This is a genomic window from Streptomyces sp. BBFR51, from assembly GCF_044591655.1.
Classification (GTDB): Bacteria; Actinomycetota; Actinomycetes; order Streptomycetales; family Streptomycetaceae; genus Streptomyces.
On record NZ_CP172448.1, the window covers coordinates 8,721,764 to 8,739,748 of the forward strand.

The following is a 17,985-nucleotide window of genomic DNA, read 5'->3' on the forward strand; positions in this document are numbered from 1 at the left end:
TCACACATCCGAGGACTCCCCCACGGTCTCCTCGCCGCCCTCCGAGTCCGTCGCCAGGGCCGCGCGCAACGCCTCCGTGTGCACCCTCATGGCGACCGGGCCCGCCGGATTGACGTAGAACTCGTGCCCGTCCGGAAGCCGGTCGACAAGATCGCGCACAGCCCAGGTCCGAGCGGTGAGCCTCCCCACGCCTGCCATCTGCTCGGGCGCGGTGTAGAGCGGGACGACGTCGAAGCCGTCGTGCGAGAGAGCGGTCATCAGGCTTTCGTCCCCTCGCACCAGGACCGATGCTTCCCCTGCCTCGACGAGTGCGCGCAGCACGGCTTCGGCAGGGCGGTGTCCTGCGGCCACCCACTGGAGGGCTTCGTCCACTTCGTCTGTCGGCTCGTCCCAGCCCATGGCGAACGGAGACGGCCGGTAGTCGTCGTTCCCACGCCAGGCGACCAGGAGCCCCCTGGAATCCGTCCGCCACTCGCCCACGACGGCCCAGGACGGCACGTCGTCCCCGTCCGCCCACCAGGGGTCCGTCTCGGTGAGCCACTGGTCACGGGCGAAGCGGGCCGCCTCGATGATCTCCTGCGGGGGGATCGGGATCACGGCGTCGCCGGGAGCCATGACAGGTGCACCGGAGGACTTGGAGTGTTCGGCTTCCTTCTCCGGGAGCGCGTCGTCTTCTCTCGTCGCACGCACCATCTACCTCCTCGGCCGTCCACGGTCCGGTACGGGCCCTCCAAGCATCCGATACATTCGCTCGGCGTCTTTAGGAAATGTGAACCCCTGCCTTTCTCCTCTGAAATACTCTGCGACATATTCACGTGGGTCCGCCGCGGCATACTCCGCGACAGAGACTCCGTCATCGGCGATCCTCGCCACCCTCAAAGCAATCTCTCTGACCTGATCATTCTTCCATGTAGTACCACTGATCTCTCTGTACAGGGACTCCGCCTGACGAAAATGCAGAACATGCGCCAGTTCGTGATCAATGGTGGACTCCATACCCTTGCCTCTCACATGAAATGCGAGCACATTCGGAGGTTTCGTAGCCCCGGAAGAAGGTTTGACTTTCTCACCAGACTCTTCTGTACTGATACGTTCCCTCTCCACCCTTCCATCTTTCTGAATGGTGTAGACAGATTCGTTGTACTTCGAGATATACACCTTGAGCTCTGCAGGCATGGTGAAATCAGCTTGCAGATGTTTGAGCTTGCGAACAAAGGTCTCCCTGAAGTGCTTCGCCCTGGAGTTTGAAGACTGCCAGAAGAATTCGACGTACGTATCTCCCACCCGCTCGATATTGCTCTCGATCAAGCCGACCTGCGAATCCCATTGCGTATGGGGGTTATTCCGCCTGAAATCTAGATATGAGAGCATTTCCGGGCACTTTCTCTCATAGTATTCCCGAGCCCTCAGCACTGCACCGGGAACCGCACCCGCGCGCCCTCTGAATGTAGTTCTTCTAAAATCCTTCTGAGCATCCGACGTGCTGTACTTTCCGCTCGGAAGATCTTCCAGCAAAACAGTCCCTCGAAGCCTGCCGTATGGCCTCTCATCCGGATGACGTCGATACGCCGACCACTTTTTCATGTCTTTTTCACGTTCGAGGTACTCTGCCAAGACAGGCGCCATCGGAGCCTTTACGTACCTATTTTCCACAATAATCTGGGGAGATGATGCGGAGACCGTCTGTGACCTGCTCCTGGGACGCGACCTGACCATTCTCTGCATCATGCCAGTCAACCTCGCCATGGGCGTCTGGCTGCGCTGACGTGATCGCGCCCTTTCGGCGGACACAGGCTGGGCATCGAACGTCCCCTGCTCCGTCACCAGTTGCCTCGACCATGGGAATTGAGCCGTGTAGTGTTTCTCCATAGTCCAGGCGTAATTAGCGACATAGGGATAATCCGAGAAAACCTTCTTCCACAGCTGTTCTATATTCGAGGGAGCTGGAAGGCCTGATTCCATCAGACTGTGGATGGCCTTGACAACATTGATCGCTTCAGACCCCTTCGACGGGTCATCAAGTGTTTCCAAAGCATCTATAAGACGGTTCTGCGACCGAGTGGGAGGAAGACCCCGGAGTTCACGCAAGAAATGCCCATAGGTGATTTCGGGTACAGGGACAGGATGCCGCTGTGGAGTCGGCATCCCTCTTCCACGGGGCCGCTCCAGTCGACGGGAACGGCCTCTCGCCTCAAGGTTCCCCTGGTCGGTGCTCAGGTTCTGAGCCGGGTCCAGTTCGACACTTCTCTGGAGGACGGCAAGTTCACGTTGCAACTCGTCGATGATCGGAAGGCCACGTCCACGTTCGTAAATATAGTCGATGCTTTTGGCGACAGCCGACAAGTTCCTCGTCGACTCGTTCTCGACGGCGCGCTTCAAGTCGACGACGAGGTGCTTGAGTGACGCCGATCCGGTCTCCTGACCCACACGAGAAATCTCTCCGATGAACCTGTCAAAGGGGTGGCCAAACCGATCCGGCCCTCCCCTCTGTGCAGAACTCCCCTCACCCAGGTCGTCCTGCCAACCATGGAGGACCGGCCTCCGCCTCATCCCTCCAGCGGTCTCATGTGCACTAACGCGCTGGGTACCAAAAAGAGAAGCCGTCTGCCTGGAGAGCTTCGACGCGCTGTCCAGAGAGCCACGATCGAGGTGGATCTGGTGCGCAACGGCCAGGCGGACGTTCTCGTAGACAATCCGGCGTCTCGCATCATCCTCGGAGATGTCCTGAGTGACCAGTGGGGGCAGCTCATGGTGCTCGACCATCACATCATGAGCAGTGATCAGAAGCTGATCGGTATCCGACAAAAGGGTCTCCTCAGCCGGGGCCCTCCTCTTTCCCTGTGCCTGAAAGAATCGCTTGGCCCGCGTGAGACGCCGGCCGAAATCAGGTTCGCCGCCCCGAGACTTCTCATGGTCGACGGACCACCTGTGCGCGGCATCGTCGTACGCGTCTTCCTGAGCCGGCGTCCAGCTCGACCAGAACGTGTGGCGGTAGGCGGGAGCCGCGGCAGCCGGCGTCTCCCGTGGTACATGCGTGCCGGGGGAGAACTCGTGCCACTGCCCGATGTGTGACCTGTTGGAGGTGCGGACATTGAACCTGCCCGTGACAGCACCGTCCGCTCCGAACACGGTCACACCGGTCGAATCGGCGACCTGCTGGGCGAACGACGGCTTGTCCCCGGTCGTACCCACCTTGCAGGCGACCAGGACGACTCGGGCAGCCCGCGCGAAGCTTCGCCGGCGCTTGAGATAGGCGGCGTGTTCGGCAGGACCAACCTGTGCCTTTCTGCCGTTGAGCTGAGGCACGGAGACGATTTCCGGGTTTGCGTGACTGTCCCAGAAATAGGTCTGGCCGTCGTTCGCCGTCCCGGCCCAGGGAAGTCTTCTCTCGGACCTGACCGGCAGGGAAACTCCTGCCGCGTCATCCCACTTGGACGTGTAGTGCTCGAACAAGGGGAAGAGACTCTGCAGTTGCTCCTGCCAGGACACGAAGTCAGCTGTGTGCGCCGAGCGGCCGATCGGCCGGTACGTCGTGGCGTGCGCTATGGGCTGCGTCAGCAGGGCATCGTCCGGGATGCTCCGGCCGGTCGTGGTCACGACCGCGTCCGGCGCGAAATCGGCCTCCCCCGGGGCCGCCCGCAGGTCGTCGGGGTGGCTGACCGTCCACACACCGGCAGGTCGACCTCGGCTGCGGGAGAACGTGGTCACACGGGACACCAGTTCGTCGCCACGCCGATGCGGTCGGTAGTCGAGAGATCCGCTGAAGGCCCAGACAGGCCGGTCCGTGTGCGCGGCGAGCAGCCGGGGGAGCACGAGCTCTCCCGTCCCCGCATGGTCGATCAGCAGCACGACCGGAGAGCCGTCCTCGGAATCGGGGACACCCTGGCTCACCAGATCGGCGAAAGCCCGCTCCGGCAGCTTCGTGATCCGCCCGTCGTTGTAGGCGGTGAGGATACTGCCGTCGTCCACGCTCTTCGCGACGATGAAGTAGGGAGTCTGGCCCGGCCTGAGGAAGTGGTTCCACGGCGCCCGCGCGTCCTTGCCCACGGGGCCCACGGCGTTCCTGCCCACCAGATCCTGCACGGAGTGCTGAATGGTGTCGGTGTCCAGAACCGGGGGAAGGCCCAGAGCCCGGTACGGTTCCGGCACGAGGTCGATCCCCTCGGCTCCCTGGATGTTGCTGTAGGCGACTTCCTGGCCCGAGCCCTCTGTGGGCCGAGGGCGCAGAACGGCCCGCAGCGACGGTTCCGGAATCCGGACTCCCGCGCGGTCGGCCAGCGTCATGAGCGCCGCCCTGCGTGCCTCGGCGCGATCGAGGGAGGGATCGTCCCACCAGGTGAGGATGACCTCGTCCACGTCGTTCCAGTCCAGCTCCCCGACGACCACGGCACCGAAGTGCGCGTCGGGCGCGAGCCGCAGACCGAACATCGCCCGGCGAAGATCCACGTCGAACTCGAAGTCGGTGGCCTGCGCGAGAGCCATTCGCACAGCCCCGGAATCTCCGTGGGCCAGGAGCCCGTGAAGTGAGGAGAGGCTGAAACCATGGGGCAGACCGTTGGGGTCGGGCGTCGACTCCGGGGTGTGCACCGCCCGCTGCCGTACGGCGTGCTTCCATCTCACCGCCAGTCCGCTGTGCGGCGACGGGCCCGCGGTCTGGTGAGCGACGGAGACCAGAGCCGCCGGCAGTCCCACCGGAGCCTTTGTCCCGGGCCCGGTGAGGGTCGCCGAACCCGATGCCGACGCGAGCAGGGTGTGCAACGCCCTGTGGGGGTCCGCGTCGAGGGCTCGCAGCAGCGTGTCGGCGTCCATGTTGCTGACCACCGCCATCGAAGGGGAGGCCAGGAACTCGTGCACGCCGTGCTGGATCGACCTCATCCGTTCCCGCCCGGTGGGATAGTCCGTCTCCCACCGCCCGTTCAGATGTCCGAGACGGCTGTTCGCCGCGTGGAAGTGATGAGTGAAGAGTTGCCGTGAACGCTGCTCCGCGGCGACCAGGGCGGCCCGCTGATACGTGTCCAGACCACCCCACGGAATGCTCCGCGTCGCCAGGGACGAAACCGTGTGCACGGCTTCGACCGAACGGTGCCATCTCGCCGAGAGCACCGTCAGGCCGTCGGGCTCGGAGGTCACCGAACCCGCCGCCTCATCGGTCCGCCGGTCACCGTCGCTGATGTGGTCCGCCCACAGCGTCCTCAAGGCGGCTTCCGTGTCTCGCACATGGGCACGTGCGGTCTCCACGGCGTTGCGCGCGGCCGGCCCCGAGACCTCGCGTGCGATCCACGTTCCCAGCGCGTTCTCCCGGGGATTGCCCCTGTGTTCTCGTCTCTTCGCCTGGTGGAGCGCGGTGTCGATCCTTTCGAGCTCTTCGCGAAGGAAGGTCTGCTCCGTCTCCAGCAGTTCCCTCAGCCACGGCTTCCCCTCGCCGACCTCCGCAAGCCGCTCCTCTGTTTCGGTGAGCCACTGCGAGCGGGCCAGAGCGCCGTCTCGCAGCTGGGTCGTGGGACCGTTCAGGAACTCCTCGAACCCGGCTGGTCTCCACACGCTCTGCGTGGCTTGGGCCATACTCCGTTCGTGCTGCTGCGTCCGCAGGTCGAACGCCTCGTCCGGTTCACCGTCGGGCCGTGCGGCGGAGTGGGCCCGTCTCGACGCGATCGTCCCGGCGAGGGACAGAAGCATTCGGTAGTTGCTGCGATGACGCTCGAACGGGTCGGCGGTGAACTCCAGGTGGGCCGTGGGGTCTTCGGGGAAGGCGCCGCCGGCCGGGAGCTCGGGAAGCGGGAGGGGGCCGGGAACGTCGTGCGCCGCCGGTACGACGGCGAACTCGGCCAGCACCTGCGTCGCTGCCACTTCGCGTGGCGGACGCACACCGTCGGGCAGCAGCCCTTCCAGCACGAACAAGCCGCCGGCCGACGCGGCCTCGGCGGCGAGCACGGGGCGCAGGTCGGTCAGGTGCCGCTCGAGCATCTGACGGAACTCGCCCTGGAGCCGGGCCAGGTGTTGCGCCTGCGTCTGCGCTCCGGCACCCGGACCACTGCTCACGGCGGGATAGACCGTCACTCGGACCCTGGGGAGCGACAGCCTGTTGTCCAGCCTCCACAGACCGCTGCGCACCACGCTCCGCGCGAGGTCGTCGAGTTCTTCCGCTCCCTCCTCCGCCATCCGGCGCCGCTCCGTGTCGAAGGTGACGGAGACCAGGCCCTCCGAAGGGGGTTCCTGATCGCCGATGACCACGGCGGTGAAAGGTCGCTCGACGCCCACCCGTCGTGCGGCGATGTGGTGATAGCTGTCACCCGGTCCCCGCCCGACGATCCGCATCTTCCAGCCGGGCTGCGGGACGCGGAGGCCGTGCAGGCGGACGAACTCTTCCAGTGCCCCCACCGCCGCCCGCTCCTTCTCGGCCAGTTCCGTGCGAGCGCGGTGGACGGCCTCACCCTGGCCGGACGCGGGTCCCCGCACCCCCACCAACGCGTCGAACGTGGTGAGCACGCCGTTCGCGGCCTCGGCAGCTTCATGGGACCTGGATCCACCTGAGACGCGCAGGTCGAAGGCGTGGTTCTCCTTGAGCTGGGTCAGTTTGCCGAGGAACCCGGCATCGTGTGCGGCCTGTTCCAGTGCTCGCCTGAGCACACTGTCCTGCCGGGAGTTCTCCAGGGTCACCTGCGCGCCCCCGTCCTCGCTGACGAGCACCACGGCCGCGTAGTGGTATCCACTCGGATTGCGGGTGGGATCGGCCTCGAGGCCGTGTTGGCGGAGCTGGTCCGCCGTCTCCCGGCTCGCGGCGATGGACTGCACGAGGTACCCCTCACCTGGTGCTTTCGGCCATGCCTCCTCGTTCACGCCCAGGTTCCGCGCGATGGCCTTCATCGCCGTGAGGCGCTCGAGGTAGCGGCCGTACTCCGCGCCGGGTCGCACCGATGGCGGGGCGGCCTCATGAGGGCCGGGGACGGACGTACCTCCGCCCGCGATCTCCCCTTCCTCCCCGGAGTCCGGGCCCTGGGCCAACTCGTTGTCCGCGTCCGCGTCGCCCTCGTGGGCCTGGACCACATCGGCCGCCCATCGGGCGTCCGGAAAGTCGGCGGAATGCTCTCCCCGGTCGACGAGGTCGACGACGGCCTGGGCCAGCCAGTGCAGTTCGCCCACCGGCACACCGTCCGCGTGGTCCAGGCCGGCGATGTCGGTCAGACCGTGCCGGTCGCGGAAGACCAGGCGGTCCGGAAGGCCTCCGAGTGCGCTGGTGGCGATCTGGAGCGAGGTGGCGCCGGGGACGTCCCCGGCGCCGAACCGGGGTGCCACCCGGTGGAGGACCCGCTCACCCTCGCCGTGCCGAACGGAGAGGAATGTGTCGTCGTCCATGACGAGCCGGACTCTGCTGTCGGCCGCCCGCAGGGCCGCGTTGGCGCTGTCGACGGCCGCTCTGGTCGCGAACGCCACCTGGGTGTCGTCGAGGGTACTGACGGCGAGGGTGCCGTCCTGCGAGAAGGCCATCCGGGGGTCGGTTTCCTCGTCGGGCCACTGCATCCGCACGTCCAGGCGGATCACCGGACCGTACTCCGTCGGCCCGTGTTCTCGCGGGCCGGCAGCCACCATCGTGACGGTGGGCCCGATGCGGAAGACGCCCCGTTCGTCGGCACCCCTGCCGTGAACGGTGTACTGGATCTCGGCCTGCTTCTCCGCCTCACCACCGTCTTCGGCGTCCGCGCTCCGGTATCCGCCCATCCGGATCCCGGTGAACGTGGCGGTGCCGGTGGGCCCGGTGACGCTCTCGTCGTCGGCGTCCGCCATCTCCACGTCGTCGCTCGCCGCCGTGGCCTCCTGCCACCCGGGGAAATCGTCCTGGGGCTCCGCGGTGGGAACCGGGCCCGAGGAGAAGGTACTGCGCGTCATGCCGTCGAACTCGTCGACGCCCGGACCGTCGGAGGACGACGTCTGCCGCAACGCTCGCCCGGTGGCGTCCACCGGCGCATTCGACCGGGTCGCGTCGAGCGCCTTGAGCAACCCGGCCATGTACGGCGTACCCGTCCTGCCGTCGGCCACCGCGTTCAACAGGGCGCCCTGCAGAGCCGTCCGGGTCTTGTCCTCGAAGGACTTGTCCACGGCGACCGGGAAGGCGAACAGCCCCGCGCTCCCGGGGACCGGTGTCCTCGACGCTCCCACCTCGAGAATCCTGTGAGTCGTCCCATGGTCCGGAGAGACGCGCTCCCCTTCGGCGTCGGCCTGGTCGGGAGCCGAGTGGGCGTGGGTCAGCGAGGGGTCCCGGTCGGGCGCCGGTCGGGCGGGTCCGAAGCGTTGCCAGGTGGCCCGTCGGCCGTCGGGTCGGTCCGCGAGGTCGAGTCGGCCGGAGGTCCTCCCGTCCGCGGCGTAGACGACGTGGCCGGTTGTGTCCGCGACGGTCTGGGCGTACGCCTGGGTCCTGCCCTGCGTGGCCATTCCCGCCGAGCAGGCGACGAGCACCACGGGTGAGTCCGGGGAGAGCCGGGAGATGCTGGGTCTGCGTGTGAGGTGGCGGCTGAACTCGCGCGCCTCGACGTCATGCAGGTGGCCGCTCCGGGACGGGAGCGTGATCGCGGCACCGCCACCGCCGTGGCTCTCCCAGAAGTAGCTGGGTGCGGAGGCGTCCCGTCCGGCCCACGGGAGCGCCGACGGGCTGCCGACGGCGATTCCTTCAACGCCGCGAACGGTGTTGACGGTCCGCAGGGCCCGGTACGTCTCGCGGGACCACAGGTCGCGCTGCTTCTCCTCCTCGGAGGCCTGTTCGGGCCCCGGGAACGCGGCACGGCCCGTCGGTCGGCCCGACCGGTCCGCAATGGGGTACGTGACGATGTCCTCGTCGAGCAGCAGGGCACCGTCCCTCGTCCTGATCACGTCGGGCGGCACCGGCCCGATGGCCGGGTCGGCCGGGCTCAGGACTTCGGGGTGGCTGACGGTCCACATGCCCTCGGGCGTCGTTCCGTCGGTCGCGAACGTCGAGATGTAGTGCGCCTCGTCCCGTGGGAACACCTGGAGGCGTCCGCTGAAGGCCCAGACCCGCCGACCGGTCTGCGCCGCCAGGCGACGGGGCAGGGTCAGGTCGCCGGCACCGCCGTACGACACCGCCAGCACGATCACCGCATCGGCGGAGACGTCGCCCAACGCGGGATCGTCCGCCACCAGGTCGGCGAATTCCGTCCTCTCGACCTCCACGAGGGTGCCGTCACCGAACTGGACCGCGATCCTTGCCCCGTCGACGGTGGCGCTCGCCACGACGACGAAGGGCTCCGGGCGACCGTGCTGCCGCGTATCGGCATCGGTGACGGCCCAGGGCGCCGTGCTGAAGACGGTCGTGCGGCCCGCCCCGCGGGTCGGCCGGTCCCGTCTGCCGACAGAACCGGTTTCCACCCTGGTGATCGCGTGGATCGATCGCGCGGTCACGGGAGTGTAGTCACGCCCTCCGGCGCCGTCCGGGGAGGTGATGACGGTGCGCACGGGATCGTACGGGCCGGCCTGCGCGGTCACCGTCGCCGCTGGTGCGGGGACACGCTCGAAGGAGACGGCGATGTCCAGGTCGTGGAGCTCCGTGAAGTCGATGAGGCGTCCGGAGGCTTCGTCGGCGCGGGCATAGGAATCGGCATCCCAGTAGGTGAACACCACCTGCTCCACGTCGGCCCATCCCGAGGTCGTCGGCAGGAAGGCGCCGAAGTGGGCGTCGGTGACGGCATGGGCGCCCATCTCATCGGTCAGTGCCTCGTCGTGGGTGAATCCGGTCGCCTCGGCCAGGGCGAGCCGGACCGCGTCCTGCTCACCGTGGGCCAGCAGCGCGGGCAGCGAGGAGATGGTGAGACCGCGGTGCACGGGGCCGTCCGGTGCGGGTGTGTGCAGGCAACGGTCCCGAACCTCCGGCTTCCAGTGGATGACCGCCCCGCTGTGCGGGGAGACACCCGTCGGCTGATGGGCGGCGGACACCAGGGCCGTACGCAACAGACCGGAAGGGACGTCGTCGCCGGACTGCCGAGTGTGTTCGTCGTGTTCGCGGAGCAGCCCCCCGAGTGGTGCGTCCGCGCCGGACAGCATGGCGTCGAGCTGATGGGCGTCTCCCCCGATCGAAACGGGGCTCACCAGGACCATGCCCTGGACGAGGTGGCCTTGCGTCTGGATCAGCAGGTCGTGCGCCGCTCGACCGGTCGAGTCGTAGTGCGTCCCCCAGAGCGTGTTGAGGTGTCCGATCCGGGCGAGTGCCGCTCGCGCATGGTGCTCCGCGAAGCGTTGGGTGCGGCGTTCGGCCATGACGAGGTGGAGAATCTCCTCCTGGCTCGCCCCGGGGTGACCGGCGTACCGCTCGGCCAGGACCGAGGTGAGCTCCACCGTCTCCTCGAGTGCCGGAGACGTGCGCATCTCCTCCACCGCGGTTTCCGGGGCCTGGCTGGTCAGTGCCCGCAGAACGCGGCGATCCACGTCGTCGGGGGTTCGCGGTGCGCCATCCAGGACCCGGCTCCTGCGGGTCAGCTCGGTGTCGACGGCTTCGGCCTCGCGCGTCAGTGCCTTGCGTTCCCCGGACAGGGCCGTGTCCCGGGGCCGCTCCAGGGCGCTGTTCCTGGCCGACATCCAGTCGATTTCGGCGATGCGTCGCCGGCGTATCCGCAGTGCGTCCCACAACTGCGTGGTCGGGCTCCTCAGCACCGTGTCGAGGCGGGTGCCGTCGAGCTCCTGGCTGACGACTGCGCTCTCCACCTGAATCAGGGCCGTCTGCGCCCTGAACGCGGCGGCCTCGGGGGCGTCCCCGGTGCCCTCCGGCCGGTTCATACGTGCGACGACGATCTCGTGGAGCCGGTTCAGCCGCAGGCGGGCTCGCCGGTCCGCCTGGAACGGGTCCTCGGCGAACGGCGCCAGGGCGTAGGGGTCGTCCGCCTGCACCCGTTCTTCCTGGCCCTGTTCACCGTCCGCTTCGGATTCCTCCGTCTCGGAGCCCCGGCCGGCCTCCTCCGCCTCCCGGGCGAATTCCTCGTCCCAGTCGGAGAGATCGGAGTCTGCGCCGTCCTGGGGGCCGTCCGACCACGGCTCCTCCTCGTCCCCGTCGGACAGGCCGAGGTCCGAGCCGGGGCCGGCCGCCCCTCGCGCCTCGCCCGCGAAGAGCCGGTCCCCGCTCCTCGCCGAGCCGGTGGCCGCCACGTCCGCGTCGGCGGGAATCGTGGTGGCGGCCGGCGCGCCCGTGTTCCCCGACGGCGACGCGGGCGCCTGCCCGTCCGGCCGTTGCGGGGTGAACCGGTGCCACGCTTCCGTCTGCCGGCCGTCCTTCGCTTCGAGCGCGAAGTCGGAGGAGACCTCCGAGTCCGCGCCGTACACCTCGTGGCCGGTCGTGTCGGCGACCGTCTGGGCGAAGGACGGGGTACGGTCCGCCGCCTTGCCGCCGTGACAGGCGAGCAGCACGATGCGCGTGTCGGAATCGATGCTCGGGCGGCGGCTCAGATACCGGCCGAGTTGTCCCGGCCCCACCCGCTGGGACCCTTCGTCGTGGATCTGGAAGGTGACGTCCTGCCCCGAGCCATGGGTGTCCAGGAAGTAGGTCGCGCCGTCACCGGCTGTGTCCACCCACGGAAGCGGCTTGTCCCGGACTTTCGAATGGCGCTCGTCGGCGCTCTCGCCGGGCAGCAGTCCCACGTAGTGGGTGCGCTCGGGAAACTTCGTCTGGATCGTCTCCCATTTGCGGTGGTCTTGGCGCGTGTGGACCGATCGCCCGATCGGTCGGAACGTCTCGTGGTGCGGGATGGGCCAGGTCAGCACATGGCTGTCGGGGAACATCCGGCCGCTGTCCGTCACGATCACGTCGGGTCCCGGTCGCCCGGTGGCGGCTGCGCCGAGATCCTCCGGGTGGCTCACCGTCCACAGCCCCTCGGGGCTGCCGTCGGCGTTGATGAAGGAGGTGGCCCAGCAGTGGCTCCTGTCGGCGGCCGGCCTCACGTCGAGGTCACCGGTGAAGGCCCAGACGCGGCGTCCGGTACGGGCCGAAAGCTGGCGGGGCAGTTCGAGGTGGCCCTGACCTCCGCGAGGGACGAGCAGGACGATGGGGCCCTTGCCGGCGTCGGCGGGGAGATCGGTGGCCAGGCGTTTGGCGAACTGCCACTCGTCCAGCTTGCGCGTGGCTCCGTTTTGGAACAGGGCGAGCGTGTGCCACGGGTCGTCCGCCGGCAGGGCCCTGATGAAGAACGGCTGTTCACCGGGGTTCAGGAACCTCATCCACGGCGCCAGACTGCCGGATGCGCTTTTCGGGCGGTTCGGCGACTGACCGGGCGTCCTGTAGAACTTCCCGGTCAGCAGGTTCGACAGCTCGCCCGCCGGCCGCCGGGTGAGCGGGAAGTAGTCCAACCCGACGACGCGTCCGTCCACGTGGATGGGCGTGTACACCGCCTCGTACGGGCTTCCTGTCTCGGCGAAGGGCGGCGCCACCTCCTCGAACGGGAGGTCCACTTCGAGGCGAGCGCTCTTGAAGAACTCCGTCAGTCGGGCCTTTCGGGCGCGGGCCGCGTCTCTCGACGGTTTGTCCCAGTGCGTGAGCACCACGCCCCGCACGTCCCGCCAGTCGAGTCCGCCCGCGATGAGCGCCCCGAAGCGGGCAGCGGGGGCGAAACGGTCGGTACGACGCTCGCGCAACAGCTCCGTGTCGTAGGCGAAGCCGGTCGCTTCGGCGAGTGCGAGCCGCACGGCGTCCTGATCGCCGTAGGCCACCAGAGCGTGGAGCGCGGAAAGGCTGAATCCGTCCCTGAAGTCGGCCGGGACGTGATCCGTGCCCTGCTCCGGAGACGTCACGTCCGCCGGGACGGGAAGGTGCAGGACGCGGTGTCGGACCCCGTGGTTCCAGTGGATCGCCATACCGGTGTGCGGTGTGCTGCCCGCAGCCTGGTACTTCGCGGACACGAGAGCGGCGCGCCTCGCTTCGCCCGGCGCCGCTTCGTTGCTCCCCGTGCCGGGTGAGGGTGCGAGCAGAGCCTCCAGCCGTGCGTCCGGGTCGAGGTGATCCAGCAGCTCGTCCGCGACATTGCTCACCACCGACATGTCGTTCGAGGCGAGATGTTCGTGCACCAGGCGCAGCAACGTGGTCGCCCGGGCCGGGTCGTCGACGCCGTAGCCGGTCGCCCAGCGCCGGTCGAGATGCCGCAGACGGTGTACGGCCGCCTCGGTCAGGTGCGGCCGGAACTCCCGCGAGCGAAGCTCGGCTGCGGCCAGGGCGAGTTGCTCCTGTCGGCCGATTTCCTCCCAGGGGACGCGCCTTTCGGACAGCGTCGATGCGGCATGCAGAGCCGACAGCGTCTCGTGCCGCCGGCGTTCGAGCCCGTCCGCGTCCCGGGCGAGGGCGTCCGTCCCGTCACCTGCACGTACTCGGCGCGCGGCTTCGTCCAGTCGCCGGGCGCTGCGCCACAGGTCCTGGAGGACATCAGGGTGCTCGGTACTCGCGGCGCCGCGCAGAATCCGCTCCACCCTCGCCTGCCACGCCGTGTCCGGTTGTCCGTCGTGGCCCGCGCCGCGCCGGTCCAGCGTCCTGCCGATGATGTCGATCTGTTTGCTCAGCGCGTCTCTTTCGAGACGGAGTTGATACTTCTCCCATTCGTCTTCCTCCGTGAGGAGGCCGGTGGTGGAGTCGATCTCCTTGATCCGGGCCTCCCGGATCCCGGTCCCTTCGATCAGGTGCGTGGACGGGCTGTTCAGGAAGCGTGTAAAGCCGATGTATTCACGGGTCTTCTTCTTGGCGATCTCCCTGGCCCGCTCTATCCGCTCCGTCTTGCGGGAGAACTCCGGGTCGAGAGCATCGGTCCCCTGCCGTGACGCGTGGGCCTTGTGGGCGAACCTGACCTCGGTGAGCGCCTGCCACATCCGCCAGTCGCGCCGGTTCTGGAAGAACGGGTCGTCGAGGAATTCCGCCTGCTCCTCGCGCCGCGGCCGGGTGAGTTCGGGCTGCGTGCCGAGGACATGCCCCTCGGCCCGTATCCACTCGGCGAGTTCGGCCGAGTCCACGGTGCCGAGAGGAGGAGAGGAGAACGGGTCCAGCGTCCGGTTGGGCGCGCCGGCCACCACCGCGGTGAACGGGTGGGAGGTCGTCCGCGTGGCGACCATGGCGTCGTGAAAGGTGTGGCCCGGAGTCATCCGGACGAGGCGCAGACGCCGGTCCGGCAGCCCCAGGTACCGGGAGAGCGCGCCGATGCTGTCGGCTGCCTTCGCCCACTCCTTCTCGACGGCCGCCCTCGCGCCGGCGACGACCGCGTCGCGCCGCGGGTCGGCTGGGCGCCGCTCGGCGTGGGAGAGCGCGGCCTCCGCCTGGCTCAGAGCCATGAGCCGTTCGACCGCGCGCAGCGAGGTCCGGGCGAGCTCGGCCCGGTCGGGCGACGCGGCTGTCTCCGCCTCCTGGCGGTACGTCCTGCGCAGATCACCCAGGATGCGGCCCTGGAACCGCTCCAGGTTCCGCCGCACGGCTTCGGCGAACAGGGCCCGCTGCTCGGCTCCGTTGGTGACGTTCTCCAGGGTGATCTGGGAACGGCCGTCCTCACTGGTCAACACCACGGTGGCGTAGTGATACCCGTAGGGGTTGTCGTCGTCGTAGGCGCGGTCGTGGCGCTCGAGCTCCTCGCCCTGCTCGTCGGGCGAGGCGAGGGACTGGACGACGTACGCCTCTCCCACCTCGGGCCAGGCCCAGGTGTTCACACCGGGGCCGGAGGTGACGGTCGTCACAGCCGTGGGGTCCCCGCCCAGGTACTCGGCGTAACGACGTCCGGGCAGCGCAGCGTCCGCCGGGGCGGTGCTCCCCTCGCCGTCCTGTGCGCGAGTGGCCTCGGACGCCCACTGGGCATCGGGGAAGTGCGAGGAGTACTCTCCGCCGTCGGCCGTGTCGAGCAGTGCCGAGGCGAGCCGTCGCACTTCGTCCAGGCGGCCGTGGGACCTGATCGGGGCGGTCGCGGTGTTCCCGTACACATCGCGGAAGACAAGCCGGTCCGCAGGTCCGCCGAGTGCGAGGGCGGCCGGGTTCGGGGGGGCGGCGTCGGTCGGCTCGGTGAGTACCGGTGCGACCCGGTGGAGACGTATCTCCGCCTGCCCGTCGGGGGCCGCGATGTCGACGTGGTCGTCGTACACCGCGAGCCGGGCCCCACTGTTCGCGTTGGCCAGCGCGAGGTTGGCCGAGGCGATGGCGTCGTCGGTCGCGAAGGCGGTCGCGCCGTCCTCGCTCACGGCCAGGGTGTGGTCGTCCGAGAAAATCCACGCGGGTGTCGCTGCCGCGAGCTGCTCGACCGTGATGAGACGCGGCTCGTCGGCCCCCGGTTCGGCGATCACCAGGGTGCCGTCGCGGGGCGGGGCGTCGTCCTGGGTCCGGTCGTCCTCGGGTGCCGGCCCGGACTCCCGCGCGGGGCCGGACTCCGGCGGCGCGGGGTGCGGGCCGGGCATGGCGGTCGGCCCCGCGGCGGACGAGCGGGTGTCCGCCGGCGACCTCGGCCGGTCCGTTCCGGCGCCGACCGGGACCGGACCCTGGACCGGGACCGCGTCGGGTACGGAGTCCGCCTGATCCTCCCCTTCGGCCCCCTCGGGCGGAGCGCCCGACGGGTGGGTGCTCGCGGTGGTGGCCGTCTCCCGTGCACGGCGTTCCGCCGCCACGAGGCCGGCGATGTGGTCGACGCCGAGCCCGGACCACGGCCGGCGTGGGCGCATCGCCTCCAGCAGGTCCCGGTCCTCGGTCAGCTCACTCCGCAGCCGGTCCAACAGTTCGTGCTGCTCGGCCCGCTGAGTGTTGGATCCCTCGACGGCCGACCGGGCCTCTTCCAGCCGGGCCTCCTCGACGTGCCGCGCACGCGCGTCGCTCGCGGGCGTGCCCTCGTGCAGTCGCAGGGCCACCGTCAGGTCACGTGCGCCCGGCGTCCTGCCGGGCAGTACCGCGCCGCCCCGCCCCCACTGTTCCAACCACTGGGGAAGCGGGCCCGCGCCAGGCAGGCGGGCCCCCGTTTCGACCACGTCCTCCACCAGGGGGAACGGCGTGTTCGGCAGCACCGTCTCCCAGACGTCCACGGCGGCGACGAAGACGTCGGAGGCGGCGCGCACCCGTTGACGCGCGCTCTCCAGTTCCTCCCCCTCCCCCACGGAACCCGCCGCCTCCCGTCCCTCGGCGGCGCCGTACGCGGCGATGGCTGCGGCGATCTCGCTCCTCGCCGACACATACAGCTCGCGGGCGGCATCGATCGCGGCTTGCCGTTGCTCCGCGTCATCGGCTTCCGGCGCGGCCTTGCCCTTGCCCTTGCCCATGTCCTTGTCCTGCGCCGGTCCGGCTTCGGATGTCTGTCCGGTGCCGTCGGGAGCCGGGGCGCCCGGGTAGGGAGCGGCGGTGTCCTGCGGCAGGGCCAGCAGGAACTCGGAGCCACGCCGGTAGAGCACGACCCGCCGTGTCGGCTGCCCGCCGGCCGGGAAGTGCGGCGTGTGGGTGCCGTCCTCGCGGACGATCACGACCGTGGCGCCGTAGCGGTCGGCGGCGACCTGGGCGGCGGTCCCCGCGGTCGCGTCGTTCCAGTTGTTCCCCAGGAAGAGCTGGGCCTTCATCAGTGCGCGCCGCTGGGGATCGCGCAGATCGCGGACGACCTCGCTCGGCAACCGTCCACCGCTGCGCTGGAACCGCTCGCGCTGCGAAGGACTCAGAGAGCCCGTCAGGGGTCCGCCGGCCTGCGAGTCGACCCCCGCCCACAGCAGCACGTCGTGGGTGAAGGGCGTCTCGGGATCGAGCACGGCACTGTCGGGCAGCCTCGCCCCGATCACCTGTGCGACGGGGTCTTGGGGCCCTCGCGGGAACGCCTCTGCCAGGGCCGCCCAGAAACCGTTGCCGTCGGCTTGCGGTTCCCGCAGCAGATACGCGGTGCCGTCGGGTCCGACCAGGTGCCCGGGGCCGGTCAGCTCGAAACCCTGCCTGTCGAGGGGCCCGACGTTCCAGGGCGCGAAGTCGTGGGAGCGGCGTCGCACCGGTACCGGCGCCGCCGGTGCGGGGGACGGATCGTCGCCGTCGGCCGGGGAGCCGATGGGTACGGCGAACCGGAAGCGGTCGTCCTGGCGGCGCAGGACGACGTGCGGCTGGTGGGACTCCCCGTCGTTCGCGCCGTATTCCTCGATGTGTCCGCCCGGCCCGACGACGGTCACCCTGGCGCGGAAGGCCGTGGCGGCGAGAGCGGGCAGCAGACCGGCTTCGCTGTGCGCCCAGTCGGGGTCGTCGCGCAGGGCACCGGGCCGGCGCACCGACGTCGCGTAGAACCGGGCGCGCTGCCCGCTCTCTTCCGGGGTGACGGTGCCCAGGACCCCGTCGAGCAGGTGGGCGTTGGCCGGCTCGGTCAGCTCGTCGGCCAGCAGTGTTCTGAGTGCCGCGACGGGGGCGTTCGGGTCGTCGTCCACCGGGACGCGAGCGGTCAGCGCGGTGGGGGCGGCTTGGTGGAGCGCCGCGGCGAAGGCGTGGAAGAAGCTGTCGTCGTCGCCGGGAACGTCGTGGACCGTGTACCGGTCGGCACCGCGCCAGAGCCGGCCACCGGCCCTCGCCGGGGGTATCAGCGCTTCGAGCGTCCCGCCCTCGGCCGTGACCTCGGTGAAACGGTCCGCCTCGGGATCCGGGACGGCGGAGCCGACAGGTTCGGCGGGACCGGCCGACTCGACGGACGCCACAGGCGGGTCCCCCGCGTCGGACGACACGGGCTCGGACGGGTGAACGGTGACCTCGGGCGGCTCGGGCACGCCCTGCCGCGTCGGCACCCCGTCCCTCTCCACGGGGCCGGCCTCCCGCGGCAGGCGGTGCCAGCGCGTGAGACGGTCGGTGGCGCCCCGCACCCGGTGGAACTCGGCGGCCGCCTTCTCGGCGACGCTCGACCACGGCGCCAGTGCCTCCATGTCTTCTGCCAGGGCCTGGCGTCCCGTCGTCACGACGGCGGTGGCCTCCCGCACCGCGGCCCGGGCCTTGCCGGTCTCCGGGGAGCCGGCGCCGAAGTGCTCGATGGTGCGTTCCAGCCTCCG

General features: G+C 69.4%; 2 protein-coding genes (1 of these 2 running past the window's edge). Both read right to left on the bottom strand.

Annotated features, from left to right (window positions below; all coding sequences use genetic code 11):
• Positions 1-693: a type VII secretion system-associated protein gene (locus tag ACGH7X_RS39710; RefSeq protein WP_399895589.1), complete on the bottom strand. Its 693-nt coding sequence runs from the start codon at positions 691-693 to the stop codon at positions 1-3.
• A protein-coding gene (locus ACGH7X_RS39715) for a hypothetical protein (RefSeq protein WP_399895592.1) crosses the window boundary here: on the bottom strand, positions 694-17,985 show its 3' portion. Its footprint extends 9,981 nt past the window's final position; the window shows 17,292 of its 27,273 coding nt (coding positions 9,982-27,273); its start codon lies off the right edge, out of view; it ends in the stop codon at positions 694-696.